17 protein-coding genes and 1 pseudogene are annotated in these 19484 nt (G+C 39.7%); 17 read left to right on the forward strand and 1 reads right to left on the reverse strand.

Annotation, left to right across the window (positions count from 1 at the left end):
• The first annotated feature begins 142 nt into the window (after positions 1-142).
• The 14 genes and pseudogenes from BBI00_RS06045 (at position 143) to BBI00_RS06110 (ending at position 17149) form a co-directional block, all read left to right on the forward strand.
• Entirely contained in the window at positions 143-637 is a 495-nt protein-coding gene (locus tag BBI00_RS06045) for a GNAT family N-acetyltransferase (protein WP_065397918.1), read from the forward strand.
• A 946-nt stretch (positions 638-1583) separates the two neighbouring features.
• Positions 1584-2000 carry an RrF2 family transcriptional regulator gene (locus tag BBI00_RS06050; RefSeq protein ID WP_065397919.1) on the forward strand — a complete coding sequence of 139 codons (417 nt, stop codon included), beginning with the start codon at positions 1584-1586 and terminating at the stop codon, positions 1998-2000.
• Between the two features lie 82 nt (positions 2001-2082).
• A complete protein-coding gene (locus BBI00_RS06055) occupies positions 2083-2796 on the forward strand; it encodes a phosphoadenylyl-sulfate reductase (protein WP_083988436.1) in 714 nt (237 codons plus the stop codon).
• An 11-nt stretch (positions 2797-2807) separates the two neighbouring features.
• On the forward strand, positions 2808-3716 hold the full coding sequence (cysD, locus tag BBI00_RS06060; RefSeq protein WP_065397920.1) for a sulfate adenylyltransferase subunit CysD: 909 nt from the start codon (positions 2808-2810) through the stop codon (positions 3714-3716).
• A gap of 100 nt (positions 3717-3816) precedes the next feature.
• Entirely contained in the window at positions 3817-5055 is a 1239-nt protein-coding gene (locus tag BBI00_RS06065) for a sulfate adenylyltransferase subunit 1 (RefSeq protein WP_065397921.1), read from the forward strand.
• Between the two features lie 5 nt (positions 5056-5060).
• Complete coding sequence (epsC, locus tag BBI00_RS06070; RefSeq protein WP_065397922.1) at positions 5061-5891, forward strand: serine O-acetyltransferase EpsC; 831 nt, start codon at positions 5061-5063, stop codon at positions 5889-5891.
• Between the two features lie 29 nt (positions 5892-5920).
• Positions 5921-6832, forward strand: a complete 912-nt coding sequence (gene cysK / locus BBI00_RS06075; protein WP_065397923.1) for a cysteine synthase A — start codon at positions 5921-5923, stop codon at positions 6830-6832.
• A gap of 23 nt (positions 6833-6855) precedes the next feature.
• Entirely contained in the window at positions 6856-7701 is an 846-nt protein-coding gene (cobA, locus tag BBI00_RS06080) for a uroporphyrinogen-III C-methyltransferase (protein WP_065397924.1), read from the forward strand.
• Positions 7702-7717: 16 nt separating this feature from the next.
• Positions 7718-9400: a diflavin oxidoreductase gene (locus tag BBI00_RS06085; protein ID WP_228394723.1), complete on the forward strand. Its 1683-nt coding sequence runs from the start codon at positions 7718-7720 to the stop codon at positions 9398-9400.
• A gap of 33 nt (positions 9401-9433) precedes the next feature.
• Positions 9434-11116, forward strand: a pseudogene (gene cysI / locus BBI00_RS06090) (assimilatory sulfite reductase (NADPH) hemoprotein subunit); the annotation flags it as partial.
• Between the two features lie 371 nt (positions 11117-11487).
• A complete protein-coding gene (locus BBI00_RS06095) occupies positions 11488-14364 on the forward strand; it encodes a TonB-dependent receptor (RefSeq protein ID WP_065397927.1) in 2877 nt (958 codons plus the stop codon).
• 5 nt (positions 14365-14369) lie between these two features.
• Positions 14370-15887: a TSUP family transporter gene (locus BBI00_RS06100; protein WP_065399642.1), complete on the forward strand. Its 1518-nt coding sequence runs from the start codon at positions 14370-14372 to the stop codon at positions 15885-15887.
• 469 nt (positions 15888-16356) lie between these two features.
• Entirely contained in the window at positions 16357-16830 is a 474-nt protein-coding gene (locus tag BBI00_RS06105) for an NUDIX domain-containing protein (protein WP_065399643.1), read from the forward strand.
• A 91-nt stretch (positions 16831-16921) separates the two neighbouring features.
• Positions 16922-17149 carry a hypothetical protein gene (locus tag BBI00_RS06110; protein WP_065397928.1) on the forward strand — a complete coding sequence of 76 codons (228 nt, stop codon included), beginning with the start codon at positions 16922-16924 and terminating at the stop codon, positions 17147-17149.
• Between the two features lie 69 nt (positions 17150-17218).
• On the opposite strand, the gene BBI00_RS06115 is transcribed toward BBI00_RS06110, so the two are convergent.
• Positions 17219-17713, reverse strand: coding sequence for a hypothetical protein (locus tag BBI00_RS06115; RefSeq protein ID WP_065397929.1), 495 nt, complete (start codon positions 17711-17713; stop codon positions 17219-17221).
• 219 nt (positions 17714-17932) lie between these two features.
• Here BBI00_RS06115 and BBI00_RS06120 point away from each other — a divergent pair, with 219 nt between their 5' ends.
• From BBI00_RS06120 to BBI00_RS06130, 3 genes are all read left to right on the forward strand, one after another.
• Entirely contained in the window at positions 17933-18298 is a 366-nt protein-coding gene (locus BBI00_RS06120) for a hypothetical protein (RefSeq protein ID WP_065397930.1), read from the forward strand.
• A gap of 44 nt (positions 18299-18342) precedes the next feature.
• Positions 18343-18819, forward strand: a complete 477-nt coding sequence (locus BBI00_RS06125) for an FEKKY domain-containing protein (RefSeq protein ID WP_065397931.1) — start codon at positions 18343-18345, stop codon at positions 18817-18819.
• A gap of 94 nt (positions 18820-18913) precedes the next feature.
• Positions 18914-19399, forward strand: coding sequence for a hypothetical protein (locus tag BBI00_RS06130; RefSeq protein ID WP_065397932.1), 486 nt, complete (start codon positions 18914-18916; stop codon positions 19397-19399).
• The last annotated feature ends 85 nt before the right edge of the window (positions 19400-19484 follow it).

The raw sequence follows: 19484 nt of genomic DNA on the forward strand, positions 1-19484 counted from the left end.
TAAAGTTACGATTTTGTACTGTTCATCATCATTTATTCTTTAAAATTAGAAGATTATCTGAATCAATGGTTAATTTTTCAGTTTAGTTTACCTATCTTTATTTATTATTTTTAGTTTATTATCTTTAGATTTCATTCTCTCTATGCATTACAGGAACGACAAAATTATCATCCGCAAATTCACTCCCGAAGAATTTTCCTTATTCTCATCACTTTTTGAAAACAAAAACATAACCCGTTATCTTCCTTATAAAACTCCTGAAGAGTACAGAGAAATGTTTGAAAAAGCTTTATCGGATTATGAGGAAGGACCATTCAGCCGGTGGGGAGTATTCAATACCGCAAACAATGATTTCATAGGAATGTGCCTGGCAAGAGTTTTTCTTGACCGTCCGGAACAGATTGAAATAGGCTATACATTAAGCGAAAACTACTGGGGAAAAGGCCTTGGTACAGAGGTATGCAAAGCTTTAATGGAATATTGCCGATCATTAAACACCAACAAAGATATTGTCGCCGTTACAGATCCGGATAATATCGGGTCTCAAAAAATCCTTTTAAAAAATGGATTCGTGAGAGAAGACAATCTGGTAAGAGATGATCGTGAACTGGCTTATTTTGTATTGAGCTCTTCTTAATTCCTCCTTACTGGTTCAATCATAAGAAAATCAAACTTTTTCATAAAACTTAAATGTACTTATCAACAGTTTGCTTATACTTAAAAATACTTAAGTGTTCAAAAACTTTGTGCCTTTTGTGGTTCAAAATATTTTAAACCATTAAGAATAATGAAGGTTTTAAGATAAGTTAAGGTAAAAATCAAAGATTTTTAAGTCGCAACTCTTAAAGCGAAGCTCACCTTAATATTCTTATCTTCTTAACTCCCCCTTAATGGTTCAATCATAAGAAAATTACAGTTTTTCATAAAACTTCTGTGCACTTATCAACGGTTTACTTATAACTTAAAAATACTTAAGTGTTCAAAAAACTTTGTGCCTTTGTGGTTAAACTATATTTTAATAGCCGAATTTAGATTCCTAACGGAATGACAAAAAGTACAACAGAAGTAATATACAATTAAAAAATCAGAAATTTCAAACTTACGTGTACTTCTACGCGCAAGCTTTTCACTTTAAATACCTTAGATGTTCAGGACTTTTGTGATTTTAAAAAACACTTTAGTGCACTTAAGAAGTTTAAAAATGATCCTGCATAAGTTCAGTACACTTAAGATGAAAATCAGAGGTTTTCATCTTAAGTGTACTTATCAACAGTTTGCTTATAACTTAAAAATACTTAAGTGTTCTTAAAAAACTTTTGTGCCTTTTGTGGTTCAAAATATTTTAACCCATTAAGAATAATGAAGGCTTTAAGGTAAGTTAAGGTAAAAATCAAAGATTTTTAAGTCGCAACTCTTAAAGCGAAGCTCACCTTAATATTCTTATCTCCTTATTCCTCCTTAATGGTTCAAAAAAATGGAATATAGAAATTTAAATTCCGTTTAAAAAATTATGGAGAATATAATTACCCTCTTATCGGAAAACATTTCATTTATCAGATAAATTATCATAACTTGCAGGAATTATGATGTCGAAACGGTGCAAATATGCGTTAAAAGCAATGGTCAGATTAGCAAGAAATTATCATCAAGGCTTTCTGCCCACTTCTGTTATTGCACAGGATGAGAACATTCCTAAAAAATTTTTAGAGCAGATCCTCCTGGAACTTAAAAGAGCTAAACTCGTCAACAGTAAGCAGGGTAAAGTAGGAGGGTATTACCTGCTGAAGTCTCCTGATGAGGTTTCATTAGCTGATATCTACCGTATTTTTGACGGTCCCATTGCTCTTACCCCATGTGTATCTTTAAATTTCTATGAAGCTTGTGACGACTGCGTGGATGAAGCAGTCTGTTACCTGAGAAAAGAATTAATGATCGTTCGTGAAAAGACCAGAAAAAGCATGATGGAGGCCACTCTAACTAAGTTTATCAATAAAGATTAATTTTTTTTCATTTAAATTCTACTATTTTGATAGGAGTTATAGAATTTTGTATATATTTGCAAGACTTAAATTTCAATAGGATATGGAAAACAATCTGAAAAATGAATTTGAAAAACTTCTGGAAGATGCTTCAGAAAGCGATTTTCAGGACAATGGATTAGAGGTATTAGCCAGTAGATTCCCGGGTAAGGTGATCTTTTCCACCAGTTTCAGCTATGAAGATCAGGTGATCACTCATCTGATCAAAAACCTGGATATTGATATTTTTACTCTTGATACAGGCCGTCTTTTTGAACAGACCTACGAAACATGGGCCAACACCAGAGCCTTTTTCAAAAAAGAGATCAAAGCATATTACCCGGATACGGAAGAATTGAAAAAATTTGTCACAGAAAACGGACCTGATTCATTTTACCAGTCTGTAGAGCAGAGGAAAGCATGCTGCACCATCCGTAAGGTACATCCGCTGAAAAAAGCATTGGAAGGATATCAGGTATGGATCACCGGTTTAAGAGCGGAACACTCTCCCAACAGGCAGAATATGCCACAGCTGGAGTGGGATCCTGACAATAAAATCATCAAATTTCATCCGCTCCTTCACTGGACTTCTGAGCAGGTAACCGATTATGTAAAGTCAAATAACCTGCCTTACAACCATCTTCACAAAAAAGGTTTTGTCAGCATAGGATGCGCTCCATGTACCAGAGCGATCAAAGAAGGGGAAGATTTCAGAGCCGGCCGCTGGTGGTGGGAAGATGCCAACAAAAAGGAATGCGGTCTACATATTCATCAATAAAAAAAGAAACAATGTCAATACAACAATTAAACTACCTAGATCAGTTGGAGTCAGAATCCATTTATATTTTAAGGGAAGTTGCGGGACAGTTTGAGCGCCCTGCCTTACTATTCAGTGGAGGAAAAGACAGTATTGTACTCGCTCACCTGGCAAGAAAAGCATTTCTTCATGGGAAAATCCCTTTTACATTTGTACATGTAGATACTGGGCACAATTTCCCTGAAGTATTGGAATTCCGTGATCAGCTGGTTGATCAGCTCAATGTGAATCTCGTTGCAAGAAAAGTTGAGGATACCATAAAAAGCAAAAAATTAACCGAAGCCAAAGGAAAATTTCCCAGCAGAAACTGGCTTCAGACCTATACTTTACTGGACACCATAGAAGAATTTGAATTTGATGCCTGCATCGGAGGAGCCAGAAGAGACGAGGAGAAAGCCCGTGCCAAAGAAAGAATATTCTCCGTGCGTGATGAATTCGGACAATGGGACCCTAAACTTCAGCGCCCGGAACTTTGGAATATTTTCAACGGAAAAATCCATAAAGGAGAAAATGTAAGGATATTCCCGATCAGTAACTGGACGGAGCTTGATATCTGGAATTACATCCGCAAAGAAAAGATTGCATTGCCCTCCATTTACTTCTCGCATGAAAGGGAAGTGGTAGACCTTAACGGACAATGGCTGGCCAATTCGCCTTACGTGCTTTTGGAACCGGAAGATATTGTCACCACCAAAAAAATACGCTACAGAACCGTGGGAGATATGACCTGCACCGCAGCGGTAGAATCCAGTGCAGCTACAATAGATGCCGTAATCGAAGAAATTGTTGCCACCAGAATCTCCGAAAGAGGTGAAACCCGTATTGATGACAGGGTAACGGAAGCTGCCATGGAAGACAGGAAAAAAGGAGGCTATTTTTAGATAAGCAATCAGCAATGAGTAATCGGATATACCGCATTTACTTATTAAACAGTAAAATATTACTCATTGCCTATTACTCATTACTTATAATTAAAAACGGATGGATATATTAAGATTTATAACAGCAGGAAGTGTAGATGACGGTAAAAGTACCCTTATCGGAAGACTGCTTTACGATAGCAAAAGTATTTTACAGGATCAACTGGAAGTCCTTGAAAAACATTCTAAAAACAAAAATGAAGATGGCGTAGACCTCGCTCTTTTAACAGACGGACTGCGGGCTGAGAGAGAACAGGGAATAACCATAGACGTTGCTTACCGGTACTTCTCAACACCAAAAAGAAAGTTTATTATTGCCGATGCTCCGGGCCATGTACAGTATACCCGGAATATGATTACCGGAGCATCCAATTCCGAACTGATGGTCATTCTTGTCGATGCACGGAAAGGAGTGATTGAGCAGACCAGAAGACATTCTATCATCGCTTCATTATTAAAACTGAAAAAAGTAGCCGTAGCCATCAACAAAATGGATATGGTAGACTATTCGGAAGAAGTCTTTGAAACCATAAAGTCTGACTATTCCAAAATAGCGGAAAACCTTGGGCTGAATGATGTAAGCTATTTCCCGATCTCTGCACTGAAAGGAGATAATATCGTTACCCCCTCATCCAGAACAGAATGGTATCAGGGGAAATCTCTTCTGGAATATCTGGAGCAGGTCACTTTACACGAAGAAAAAAATAACGGAAGCCGTTTTCAGGTTCAGTATGTCATCCGCCCTCAGACAGAAGACCTGCATGATTACAGAGGATATGCAGGGCAGATTCTGAGTGGTACATTCAAAAAAGGAGATGAGATTCAGATTCTTCCGGCGGGCTTAACCAGTGAGATTTCCAAAATTGAAATCCACGGGGTAGAAAAGGAGGAAGCATTCGAAGGTCAACCGGCTGTCATTCATATTGCTCACGATCTGGATATCAGCAGGGGAGATCTTTTTGCGACCGGAGAAGAGCTTCCGGCAGTAGAAAAAGAGCTGGAGGTTCTTCTGTGCTGGCTTGATCAGAAACCACTTCAGCCCGGTAACAAATACCTGCTGCAGCAAAACAGCAGACTCGTAAAAGCCATTGTGAAAGAAGTAGATTACAAGATCAATGTCAACACGCTTAACCGTGAACCGATAGAGAGTGAAATCAAACTTAATGAAATTGTAAAAGTTACGTTGCGAACGGCACAGCCTTTGGTCTATGACAGTTTTATCAATAATAAAACAACAGGATCTGCAATTTTGGTGGATGAAACTTCTAATTCAACTGTTGCAGCCTGTATAATTCAATAGAAACAATGGCAATTTCCGATAATTTAATTGAAAAAATTCATCAAAGCAAAAGCACTAATACCCACGGGTTCTTTGATAAAGTAAAGACTAAAAAATGGGTAAAAGATCTGTATGAAGTTCTTTTTCTTCCACAGAATGACAATACGGAAGATCACCTGAAGAAAAGTTTTGAAAACCTTCAGCAAACATTTTCCACCCTTATCGGTGCTGTAGCAGAAAATAAAGAAGATACGGAAGAACAGGTGAACCGGTTTTTCAAAGCCTTACCGGCCGTGTATGATCAGTTGGTGCTGGATGCCCAATCAATTCTGGAATTTGATCCGGCAGCAGAATCTCTGGAAGAAGTATATCTTGCCTATCCCGGATTTTTTGCAACCTATGTTTACCGGATTTCGCACCAGTTGTGGGAGCAGAAGGTCAGAATACTGCCCCGTGTCATTTCGGAATATGCTCACAGCAAAACCGGTATAGACATCCATCCCGGAGCCGTAATCGGAGAATCATTCTTCATTGATCACGGAACAGGAATCGTCATCGGGGAAACAACCGTGATCGGAAACCATGTTAAAATTTATCAGGGGGTGACCCTGGGAGCTTTAAATGTGTCTAAGGAAAAGGCCAACCAGAAAAGGCATCCCAATATTGAAGACCATGTCATCATTTATTCAGGAGCAACCATTTTAGGTGGAAACACTACGATCGGCAGAGAAAGTGTCATCGGAGGGAATGTATGGATCACCCAGGATGTTCCGCCCAACTCTCTGGTCTATCATAAAAGTGAAATAAAAATAAAGGATAACAGTTCCTTACCGGAATCTTTAACCTTTGTTATTTAAAACAGTAAAAAAATAAAAATTATATTGATATGAAATTTCAGAATGCATTAGAAACAATAGGAAATACTCCCATTGTAAAGATCAATACCTTGTTCAGTTCAGATCATGAAATCTGGATCAAGCTGGAAAAAAACAATCCCGGCGGAAGCATTAAAGACAGAATTGCACTGGCAATGATTGAAGATGCAGAAGCAAAAGGACTTTTAAATAAAGACAGTACCATCATAGAACCTACCAGCGGAAATACAGGAATAGGACTGGCATTGGTTGCTGCAGTGAAAGGGTACAAACTTATCCTGGTAATGCCGGAAAGCATGAGTATCGAACGCCGCAAGATCATGGAAGCATACGGAGCTGAATTTGTCCTTACTCCAAGAGAAAAAGGAATGAAAGGAGCTATTGAAAAGGCCAATGAACTCGCTGCAGAAACTCCCAATTCATGGATTCCGAAACAGTTTGACAACCCTGCCAACGTTAAAGTGCATACGGAAACCACTGCCCGTGAAATTTTAAATGATTTCCCTGACGGACTGGATTATATCATTACCGGGGTAGGAACCGGAGGCCATATCACAGGAATTGCAAAAACAGTAAAAGAAAAATATCCCAACGTAAAAGTATTTGCCGTAGAGCCGGAGCTATCTCCCGTACTGAGCGGAGGAAGCCCTGCACCACACCCGCTACAGGGACTGGGAGCCGGATTTGTGCCTTCTATACTGGACATTACCCTTTTAGACGGAGTCATCACAGTAGGAAAGGACGAAGCCTATAAATATGCCATCGATGCTGCAAAAAAAGAAGGCCTTTTTGTAGGAGTTTCTACAGGGGCAGCTTTGGCAGCCATCGCAAAACATTTACCTGAAATACCAACTAACGCTAAAATCCTTACCATCAATTATGATACCGGCGAAAGGTATCTTTCTGTAGAAGGACTCTTCTAAATCCTTAACTAACACCGACTTCAATGAAAACAAATATAAAATCACCAAAGGTTTACCTTATCGGTGCAGGGCCCGGCAACCCTGAACTGATCACCGTAAAAGCAGTAAAAGCCATCTCTGAAGCAGATGTCATCTTATGTGACCGTCTCGTAAGTCCTGAGATCCTGGAAACTTACGCCAATGACAATACAGAAGTGATCTACGTAGGCAAAGAATGCAGCAAAAATGCATCTACTCCCCAATCTCATATCAATACTTTAATGGTGGAGTATGCCCGTCAGAACAAAACTATCGTAAGACTCAAAGGAGGTGATGTTTCCATATTCTCCAATATTCTGGATGAACTGCAGGCTTTAAAGCATAATCATATTCCTTATGAGATCATCCCGGGAATTACAGCAGCTTTAGGGGCAGCAGCCTTTGCAGCGATGCCTTTAACAGCAAGAGGATATTCAACTTCGGTACGGTTCCTGACCTATTATAAATCGGAAATCCTTGATGAAGATTACTGGAAAGAGCTTGCTGCAACCGGTGACACCCTTGTTTTCTATATGTCGAAAGGAAATCTTACGGCTCTCGTAGAGAAGTTCAATGAACTTGGAATTTCTGGCGACAAAAAAATCGCAGTGATCGAACAGGCAACCACTCCTTATCAGAAAGTGTATACCGCTTCTTTTGATGATTTCAATACCCGTTTTGGCAACAAAAACTTTGCTTCCCCCTCATTGGTTGTGATTGGCAGGGTGGTGAATCTGCATGAAGAATTTTCGTGGCTGGAAAATGCAGAGCAGGAAGGCCTTTATTTTAAATCGGTGGAAAACGGAAGTCTGATCCCAACAACTCAAAATTTCTTTGAATATGCTGTCTGAAACTAAATTAAATGTATTGAAACAAATATCCGGCGATCTTTCCCGTGATGAAGCGATCTGGGCCAGCGGATATCTGGCAGGTCTTGCCGGCGGAACTTTAACGGCAACGCTTCCGCCTCAGCAACAGGATATTCCTGTACAGAATGCCGTAAAAAAAATAACCCTGGCCTACGGTACGGAAACCGGAAACAGCAAAAAACTGGCAACCGGTCTGGCAGGGATTATAAAGAAAAAAGGAATTCAGGTAAAACTGGCTGATCTTTCCCAATACAAGCCTAAAGATCTGGCTAAAGAAGAATATTTCTTTGTTATTATCAGTACTCAGGGAGAAGGAGAACCGCCGATTTTAGCTAAAAAATTCTATGATTATATCCATGAGAATGAGCTCAGTCTCAGCAATCTGAAATTCGGGGTTCTGGCATTGGGGGACAGCAGCTATCCTCAGTTTTGTAAGACAGGAGAAGAAGTTGATTACCGTTTTGAAATATTAGGAGCCCGGCGTATCATTCCATTGAAAAGATGTGATATCGATTATGAGGAAGAGGCTTCCCACTGGATAGAACATGTATTTGAAGCTGTTCATAAAAATACTGAGAACAGTTCTAAAAATAATGTTGCTCCAAAAGCTTCAAAAGGCAGAAAAAAGTACCTCGGAAAAGTTTCGGCGATCATCAACCTGAACGATATTACTTCTGAAAAAGAAACCTATCACATAGAAATTGAAACGGAAGACAGTCTGGTCTACCAACCCGGTGCGTCTTTAGGAATTATCCCCTTCAATTCAAAAGCTGTAGTAGATGAAATTATTTCACTGACAGGCATTGATCCGAAAAAACAGATTGAAACGGCCAAAATTACGGGCAATGTAGAAGAACTTTTAAGCAAGTACCTCAACATCAGCTATCTGCTAAAATCCGTAGTGGCACAATACGCTAAAATAACAGGACATTCTATCCCGGAAGTCCGTTTAAGCCTGCTTGATCTTCTGAGAATTTATCCGGTGAAAAATGCTGAAGAATTTGAAGAAGTCCTTCAGATTCTGACGGGTCAGGCTCCCCGGCTATATTCCATATCTTCTTCACCGGAAGCTCACGGAGATACAGAAATTCATATTACGGTGGCTAAATCGGAATTCTTTATTGACCATCAGAAGCATAACGGATTGTGCAGTGGTCTTCTGAGTGAATTCAAAGAGGGGGAAGAGATAGAGTTTTACATTCAGGAAGCAGCACATTTTACATTGCCGGAACCAGATAAAGATATTATTATGATCGGCCCCGGAACAGGGATCGCTCCTTTCAGGTCATTTCTCTGGGAACGTGATGCCACAGGAGCAGAAGGCAGAAACTGGCTTTTCTTCGGAGACCGGAATTTCGTCTCAGATTTCCTTTATCAGACGGAGCTTCAGGATTTTCTTAAAACCGGCAGTCTGGCCCATCTGGACCTTGCTTTTTCCAGGGATACCGGAGAAAAAATATATGTTCAGCACAGGTTGGAACAAAAAGCCCAGGAAATTTTTCACTGGCTTGAAGGAGGAGCCACACTGTATGTATGCGGAGCTAAAGAGCCAATGAGCCGTGATGTGGAACAGACCCTCCTTAATATTATTCAGAAGGAAGGAAAACGCAGTAAAGAAGAAGCAGTTCATTATCTGGAAGACCTGGAACTCAGCGGCAGATATGCAAAAGATGTGTATTAAACAATGTCAGATTTGTAAAAATTTAAAAAAAGAAAACAATTTATGAGCAATAAAGATAACCTTTCCCCGGTAGAAAGGATCAAAACCAGCAGTAACGGGCTCAGGGGAAGTTTAAAAGAAAGCCTTTCAGATAACTTTACAGGCGCCATCAGGGAAGATGACCAGACCCTGATCAAATTTCACGGAATGTACCAGCAGGACGACAGGGACCGAAGGGAAGAGCGTGTCTCCAAAAAACTGGAATGGCTGTATTCTTACATGATCAGATTAAGACTTCCAGGCGGCTTTCTGACTCCCGGACAGTGGATAGGTCTGAATGAAACCGCAGAAGATCATTCTACGGGAACTATAAAGATTACCACCAGACAGACCATTCAGCTGCATGGGATCTTAAAATCTCATCTAAAACCTACCATTCAGAGTTTTAATCTTCAGCATCTTGATTCAATTGCGGCTTGTGGAGATGTCAACAGAAACGTGACCTGTACCGCCAATCCCTCCGAATCACCATTACATCAGCAGGCGTATGAGCTGGCAGGCAAGATCAGTGAAATGTGTCTTCCCAAAACCCAGTCTTATTACGATATCTGGATAGATGATGAAAAGATTATTGACAGAAAAGCTGAAGAAGACCCTTTGTATCAGGACAGATACCTCCCGAGAAAACTGAAAATCGGGATCGCTGTTCCTCCCAATAATGATGTGGACGTCTTCATCAATGATATCGCTCTGATCGCCATCATAGAAAATAATGAGATCATAGGCTACAATATTGCAGCAGGAGGCGGATTGGGGGCTACTCACGGAAATGAAGCCACCTATGCCCGTCTGGCTTCGGTACTCGGGTTTGTAGATACAGAAGAAAAAGTATTGAAGGCAGTCTATGAGATCATCACAGTACAAAGGGATTTCGGAAACAGAAGTGACCGTAAATTATCAAGATTAAAATATACCATTGATAAACTTGGTATCAACCAGTACAGGGCTGAAGTGGAGAAAAGAACCGGATTCAGCTTTGAGCCGGCCAGGGCATTTAAGTTTGAACAGAGAAAAGACCGTTACGGATGGATCAGGAATCATGAAGGGAAATGGTTTTATACTCTCTTTGTAGAGCACGGAAGAGTCCTCAATACTCAGGAATATCCTTTGAAAGCAGGCTTGCTCAAGATTGCCCAAACCGGTAAAGCCAATTTTCGTTTCACCTGTAATCAGAATCTTATTCTGGCAGATATCAGTGAAGAAAATAAACCTGAAATTGAAGCCCTTTTACAGGAATACGGAATTTCTGTTTATACTGAAAAAGCAAGTGCATTGCGCAAAAATTCTGTGGCCTGTGTTGCCTTAAACACGTGCTCACTGGCCCTGGCCGAAGCACAGCGCTATCTGCCTTCACTGGTTACCAGAATAGAGCCTATCCTGGAAAAATACGGACTTATACAGGAAGATATTACCATCCGTATGACCGGCTGTCCTAATGGCTGCGGAAGATCTCCCAATGCTGAAATCGGATTTGTGGGAACTGCGTATGGAAAATACAACCTGCACATCGGTGGCGACAGATTAGGAATGCGTCTTAATACAAAATATAAAGAAAATCTTGGCGAAGAAGAGATTCTTACCACTCTGGATGAGCTTTTCGGAATGTATGTAGAGAAAAGACTGACAGAGGAAACATTTGGTGATTTTTCATACCGTTATCTGCAAACTTTAAATTAAATATATGGTTCATTTTCATCATCCGGACAAAAATAAAACTACTCAAACTCTTCTTTCAGGCAGACGAATGTGCATGTGTTGTTGATTCTCAGATAACAATACTTCAGGCTGTTTCAACTTTTCAATTCAAACCGCAAAAGTCACAATTTTTTTTAAAACAATTTAGTTCACTTAAGTAAGTTTAAAATAATACTGTATATAAAGTCCATAGAAGATGAAAATCTTTGATTTTCATGAAACTTAAGTGTACTTCATTTCCACAGAACGTATCACTTACAATACTTAAGTGTTTAAAAAAACTTTGTCTTTGTGGTAAAAAAATAATTGTAAAAGTTCAGACAGCTTCATTCTCAACCTTAAAATGAAGATAAATGAAAAACAAAAAACAGGGAAAACTTTTACCAAAAACAGGCATTATTGCCTTTACCTTTCTATTTTTTAATCTTGCAGAAGCCCAGCAGCAGCTTATAGAATTAAGCGGAATCATCAAAAATACAGGGACCCGGAAAGGCCTGGATTCTGTAAAAGTACAGATCGAAAATACTGAAGATACCTCATTTACAGACCCGCTTGGAAATTTTAAAATAAGAACAAGAGTAACCATTCCGTTCCGGCTTGTGATCAATAAAGACGGCTATACTCCACAAACCGTTGAAGTTCTTTCTCCTTCCAGTAAAATATCTGTTGGGCTGAATCCTCAGAATACCATTATTGATGCAGTGGTCATTTCAGCATCCAGAACTCCTGAAAAAATACTGAGGTCTCCCATAGCCATTGAAAAGATTGATATCAGAACGATCAGGGAAAGCCCGGCTGCTTCCTTTTACGAAACCCTGGAAAATGTAAAAGGATTACAGCTGCTCACTTCCAGCCTTACTTTAAAGATCCCGAATTCCAGAGGATTCAATTCGCCTAATAATTTCAGGTTTATGCAGCTGGTAGATGGGGTAGATGTACAGTCTGCAACGCTGGGAGTTCCATTGGGAAATGCCATAGGACCTACGGAACTCGATATTCAGTCGATGGAAGTCACTCCGGGTGCCGCTTCTGCACTCTATGGAATGAATGCCATCAACGGACTGGCAAGTCTTCAGACCAAAGATCCGTTTACTTCTCAGGGATTAAGTGTTTATTTCCGGGGAGGAGTCAATCATGTGGATAATATCAACCATAGAATAAGTTCATTGGGAGAAAGTGCCCTCAGGTTTGCCAAGGTTATTCATAAAAACTGGGCTGTAAAGATCAATGCGTCTTACTTCAATGGGACAGACTGGCTTTCCAATAATCTTACCGATCAGAACCCCAATTCACTTGTTACTGCCAATCCGAATTTTTCATTACAGAATAATCCGGCAGAGGATCTATGGAATAAATACGGAGATGAAAGAAACAACAGGGTTGCCGTAAAAGTAGACTATAACGGGAAGGCAACCACATTCAATGTTTCCAGGACCGGTTACCTGGAAAAAGATCTTGTAAGTCCGGAAGTTAAAAATATTAAGTTTGACGCAGGATTATACTATCGTTTCGGCGATCAGTGGAAAGCCTCCTACGTTTACCGTTACGGATTATTGGACGGGACATTTCAGAGGGGAAATAAAATCCGTTTGCAAAACGCTACGGTGCAAAACCATAAGGTAGAGCTTACAGGGAAGGAACTTACTTTCAGAGCATATGTTTCTATTGAAAATACAGGAGATTCCTACAATCTAAAGCCGTTGGCAGACAATCTGGATCTGACGAATCTTTCCAATGCCAACTGGAGAAATATATTCCAGGCCACATTACAAAACAGCATCAATGCAGGAGTAAACCTTAATGACGCTTTTATTATTGCCCGCAGGGAAGCCGATAAAAACAGGGTAGTACCCGGAACAGCTGCCTTTGAGCAACTGAAAAATACCATTACCGGAATCAATAACTGGGACTCTGCCAATGCAGGAGTTGCAGGAGCTCCCGCAACAGGAGGAGCTAAACTTGAACAGAAATCCCGTTTTTACCAGACTGAATTAACGTATGACTTCAGCAGATTTGTAAAAATATTCAACCTCCTTGCCGGAATAGATTACCGTTTGTACAGCATTACTCCTGACGGAAATAATTTTGTTGATTTCAACAGACCGGTCAATGAAAGAAATATTCCTTTAGCCAACGGAACATTTGGCAAGGATGTGATTTACGAGAAATATGGAGCTTTTGCACAGATTACTAAGCTTTTCTTTGATGATAAATTAAAATTAAACGCTGCTTTGCGTATCGACAGAAATCCGGAATTTGAAGCCAAGCTGAATCCGAGGATAAGCATTGTATATTCTCCTGTAAATCAGCATAATTTCAGAGCCTCATTTCAAAACGGGTACCGTTTCCCTTCATTGTTTGAAGCCCTTTCATTTGTGAATAACGGAAATGTAAGAAGAGTAGGCGGGCTTTCAAAAGTAAACGACGGATTAGGGTATCTGGAAAATTCATACACCTTAGCATCCATTGACAGGTTTACCGCTGCCGTGAATGCTGATATGGACGGAGGAAAAAGCCAGAGCCAGGCTGCCCAGGACAATAAACAGCTTTTAGCCGTCGCCAGCCTTCAAAAATTACAGCCGGAAAAGATCAATTCATTTGAAATAGGATATAAATCTGTTTTCTTTAACAATAAACTGGTACTGGACTGGGATTTCTACTACAATATCTATGAAGGATTCCTCGGGCAGGTAGAAGTTGCTGTACCCAAAAACAGTCAGGTAGGAAGCAGTACAGCTATTCTTGCTATGCTTGACAGAAGTAAGCAGGACCGCTACAGGGTATATACCAACAGCAACAGCACCTACAAAAGCTACGGAACGTCATTGGGCATACGGTATAATGTGACAGGAAACTACAATATCAATACCAATGTATCTTATAATGATCTTGCTTCCAACAATACTTCAGACCTGTTCATTACGGCATTCAATACTCCAAAGTGGATGGTAAATGTAAGTGTGGGAAACAGAGAGATTGTCAAAAATATAGGATTCACAGTAGTGGCAAGGTGGCAGAGCGGTTTTATGTGGGAAAGTCCTTTAGCTTCGGGAGCAATTCCGGCTTATTACACCATTGATGCCCAGGCTACCTGGAAACTTCCGGAGATCCATGCCAATATAAAGGCCGGAGCAACCAATCTTCTCAACAGGCGTTACTTCCAGTATGCCGCAGGACCTGAAATCGGAGGTTTATATTATCTCGCTTTTACCTATGACTTAAAATTATGACCGGAATGAGTAATTCATTATATCCCGTATTCTTAAAACTGGAAAACCTTTCTCTGCTTATTATCGGAGGGGGTAAAGTAGCCCTTGAAAAATTAGAATCCGTACTTGGCAATTCTCCGGAAACTTCCATAAAACTGGTAGCCAGGGAAATTATTTCTGAAATCAGGGAGATACAGAATCAATTTCCGGATATTACCCTTCACGAAAGAGCTTATGATGATCATGACTTTAATGATACCGATCTGGCTATTATAGCCGTTAATGATATTGCATTGGCAGCAGAGATCCGGACAAAAGCACAGCAAAGGAATATCCTGGTAAATATTGCAGATAAACCCGATTTATGTGATTTCTATTTAGGTTCTATTGTAAAAAAAGGAAGCCTTAAAATTGCTATTTCTACCAACGGAAAATCTCCTACCATTGCCAAGCGATTAAGAGAAACATTCACAGAAGCCATTCCGGACGAGATGGATCTTGTTCTGGACAATATGCAGAACATCCGCCATCAGCTGAAAGGAGACTTTGATTATAAGGTCAGGGAACTGAATAAAATCACTACACAATATCTGTCTGACGGAACTTCTTCCTCAAAACCGGATTTTGAGATTGAAAAGCTGATCAATATTACTAAAACAGCCCAGAGAAGAGCCAATATCTACCTGGCAATCATAGGATTGATGCTTTTCTTCGGGATATTCGGGTTTGTGGTGTACCAGTTCGATCTTTCCGGTGATATTCAGCAGTTTCTGAGTAAAGACGGCCATATTTTCTACTGGATGCTGTTTGCCGGTTTTATGGCAGAAATTGTAGCCGGATCAATGGGAATGGGCTACGGCGTCATCTGTACAACCATCCTGCTCTTGCTGAATGTGCCGCCTCCGGTTGTGAGTGCAAGCATTCATTCTGCAGAATCGTTTACCACTGCAGCCGGAGGATTCAGTCATTATAAACTGGGAAATGTTAATAAAAAAATGGTTTGGGTCCTCTTTCCGCTGGCTATCGTTGGTTCTGTTATCGGAGCCTTAACATTATCGCATTACGGAGAACATTATGCCCATATCGTAAAACCTATTATTGCATGTTATACCCTGTATCTTGGGCTCAATATCCTTAAAAACGCATTCAAAGACAAAAAACGGAATCCTGTAAAAAACAAACGTAGAACCAATCTGAGAGTATTGGGATTCATTGGAGGCTTCATAGACTCTTTTGCAGGTGGCGGCTGGGGACCATTAGTAACGGGAACACTGATCAAAGAGGGAAGGATTCCCCGCTATGTGGTAGGCAGCTCAACAGTGGCTAAATTTTTACTGACCGTCACCAGTGCCGTCACTTTTATCTTCACCATCGGAATCCACCATTGGAATATTGTATTAGGTCTTCTGCTGGGAGGTGTTTTCACGGCTCCGTTTTCTGCAATGCTTACCTCAAAACTTCCTACCAGGAAGATGTTTGTAGTAGTTGGAGTAGTGGTGATCCTGATGAGTATGGTTACTATTGTCAAATCGCTGTTTTTATAAATGGTTTAACCACAAAAGTCACAAAAGTTTTTGAACACTTAAGTATTTTAAGTGACAAGCAAACCGCTGATAAGTCCACAGAAGTCTCATGAAAATCTTTGATTTTCATCTTAAGTGTACTGAACTTATGCAGGATCATTTTTAAACTTCTTAAGTGAACTAAAGTGTTTTTTAAAAATCACAAAAGTGTTTGAACACTTAAGTTATTTGAAGTGACAAGCTTTGCGTATAGAAAGTACACTTAAGGTTTGAAAATCTCTGATTTTCTTCTTTTAAACCATTAAGAAGTGGTTAAGAAGATACAGAGCTTCGCTTTAAGAATTACAACTTAAAAAATCTTTGATTTTCATCTTAACTTACCTTAATACCTTAACTCTTCTTAATGGTTTAAAAATATAGTTTAACTGCATTTGAAAATCTTGATTTTACCTTCAATTTCTTAATGGAAAAAATGTCTAACTTTAATCCTATGAAAACAAGTGCCGGTATTTTACTGTTTAAGAAAGAAAATAATGATCTGTATTATTTTCTGGTGCATCCCGGAGGACCATTCTGGAAAAATAAAGATGAAGGCGCATGGTCTATTCCGAAAGGAGAAATACTTCCTGATGAGGATCCCTTAGAGCGTGCCCTCACAGAATTTCAGGAAGAAACCGGAACTGCTTTAACCGAAGGAGCGTTCACCGAATTGCAGCCTGTCAGACAGAAAGGAGGAAAAACGGTATATGCATGGGCTCTGGAAAGGGATCTTGAAACTGCAGGGCTTCACAGCAATACTTTTTCTATGGAGTGGCCTCCCAAATCCGGGAAGATAATGGAAGTTCCTGAAGTGGACCAATGGGAATGGTTTATTTCCGGAGAAGCCAGGAAAAAGATCAACACTGCACAGCTTGCACTGATCACGGAACTGGAAGAGCTATTAAGAAATAAGGATTTTATCTGATTCACAAATTCTTCGTATTTAGCGTATAAATACTGAATCAGATCCAATGAAAAGTGCTTACTTTTACCCGTAACACTTTAAATCAAAAACCATGAAAAAATTAAACAGAAAATCATTGAAAAACATTGCAGGAGAGCTGGGGATAGAACTGAACCTGCCCCTTCCTGTAGGAGTCTGCCTGGGAAACCTTATTTCTTTATGCCCTCCGCATTCACATTGCAGAGCAGATGAGAGATGTTATCCTGATGTTGCGGGACCTTGTATCAATGGCCAGTGTCCTGCCGGTTATTCCTGCCGTAACGGAGAATGTATCAGATAAAATTATTAATGTAAAATGCCTTTATCAAAACTGATAAAGGCATTTTTATTTGTATTGACGATCAGTTGATCATTTCACTTTAATACCGATCAATTGTAAGGCATTTGATGTCAGATAAATATCATCAAAAACAGTAAGCGATTCCACGTCGTCAAACCCGGCCGGCAGCAGATCATTTTTATTGAAAGACAATTCTATGGAAGGATCATACGAAGCGACAATCCTCACCTTTGAATAACCATTATAATCTACTTTAAAGCCTTCAAACATGCAGTGCTTTTCCGCTTTCTGATATTCTGCATATTCTTCAAAACCGGCTGTAGTAGCACTTGTTCCGTCATTATGTTCAAGCGACTTCCATGAGATGTAATTCTTGGGCTCTTTCAATACGGTTCCGTTTTCATCTACAGGAACAAACATTCCCAGACTAAGGGACTGTTTCAGAAAATTCGCATAGTTCTTCATCAAACTCAATATTTGAAGATCGGCATATCCTTCGTTCGAATAATATTCAATAACGAAAGTAGTCATCGGTATCAGCTTGTGTGAAGCATCAGTCGGCATAATTGGTCTTTGTCTTTTTTTGGGCGAAAATAATATTTTTATTTGCTTTACCCAACGGAATAGCATGATTTGGATGGAATTTATACCCATTCTGAATAACGATAATCCCGGAATACCTGTTATTTTCCTGTAGTTTTGAAGACCAGTAATATCATTTTAAATGTTATCCGGTATTAATTTTTTATTACATTTAGAAAATACAAATTCAAATCACATCGCATGACAAATTCTGAAGACTTTTTATATGTTCTGAAGTCAGATACGGAAGTGTTGGGTACCGAAATAGCAGAACAGGTAGCCGATAAGCTGGAAAAAGGTTTCTTTCTGGGTTACCGCCATCGTGATTATTGCGGAATGGCTATGAGCTACAATGAAGAACAGCATTTCCTTTATGGCGAATTATATGACGGGATCGATTTTTCATTTCCTCTGGTATTTAAAAGCAGAAAGTCATTTGTAGAATGGCTCTCTAAACAGTCCACAGCCTCTCTGGCCCGGCTGGATGCTGATGAGTTTTATCAGGGGAATCAGATCATCACCAGAAAACGCCTTTTGGAATTTATCAGTGAACGATCACCGATTTAACCTGGTCAGACCGAATATCTTCTTTCACTTATTAAAGTATTAACATGAAAAAACTCAATATCCAAAACATCAAAGAAATGCTCCGGTTTCCGGTATCTTTTAAGCTTGTGAACAGCTCTTGTATCGGTTTATGGTTTGTTTTTGTTTCCTGTAAACCTGATCCTGCCCCTGTAACCAGAACTTCTCAAAAGTCTGTAAAAACTACAGATTCTCTTTGCTGGAAGGATTTCCGGTATGGTGAACTTCCTCCCGTAGGAGCATACGATGCCATTGACAGCCTGGTCAAAAAGTGGAATTTATGCTACGAACGTATTGAAGCCGGATGTGTCATTACAGACAGCATCAAAAATCTGAAGAAGCAATATCAGGCTTCAAACAAGCTGTATTTCAAAAGTCTTGAAAAGAAACTGGGAAAGAACTGGAAGCAGGATTTTGATAAGGAACTTCACACCTTAGACAGCATCAACTGGATCAGGATTAAACGGAAAATGGATTCTCTGAACCGCAGCGAAACTCATTAACCTTTAAGTTTCTGCCTTTTATAGGATGAAAAAGCGGTTCCTGAAGCATTTAATTTAAAAGCGCTATCTTTACGTACACCAAAAAATTATTAATATGTCATTCATTACACCAGAAGGAGCCAGGAAGGCTCAGTTAGATTCATCAGAAAGGAAACCTGTAGCCAATGCACTGCTTGCAGGATCAGAAAACATTTCAAAATACAACAGCGGAGTATGTCATGATGTGGTAGCGTATGCACTTTATATGTATGGTGCAAAAATAAGCCCTTCAGATCTTGCAGTGTCTGTAGGCCAGGGATGGTTAAACAAGTTTAATTATTTCGGAGGCGATAAATGGGACGGATATTCCATTATCCCTAAAGGAAAAGCTATCGGCTTCTACAGACTTGTTGATAAAACATTTTTCCATTCAGCCATTACAACAGGGCATATGAATGATATCCGTTCTGTCAACGGATTCTCTCTGGGATCTGCATGGTCTGTGCCTGTGGATATGAAATGGGTTTTAGGAAAGAAAAATGAGGATGGAACCTTCAACTATGACGGAACCAAAATAGAAGTATATATCTCGCCTTTATAGTCAGATATAAAAAAAATAAAACCTCCTTATATCTGTAAGGAGTTTTTTTTATGGTCAACAAGTGCATTATCCATCATCATTCATC

Source organism: Chryseobacterium arthrosphaerae (assembly GCF_001684965.1).
In the GTDB taxonomy this organism is placed as follows: domain Bacteria; phylum Bacteroidota; class Bacteroidia; order Flavobacteriales; family Weeksellaceae; genus Chryseobacterium; species Chryseobacterium arthrosphaerae.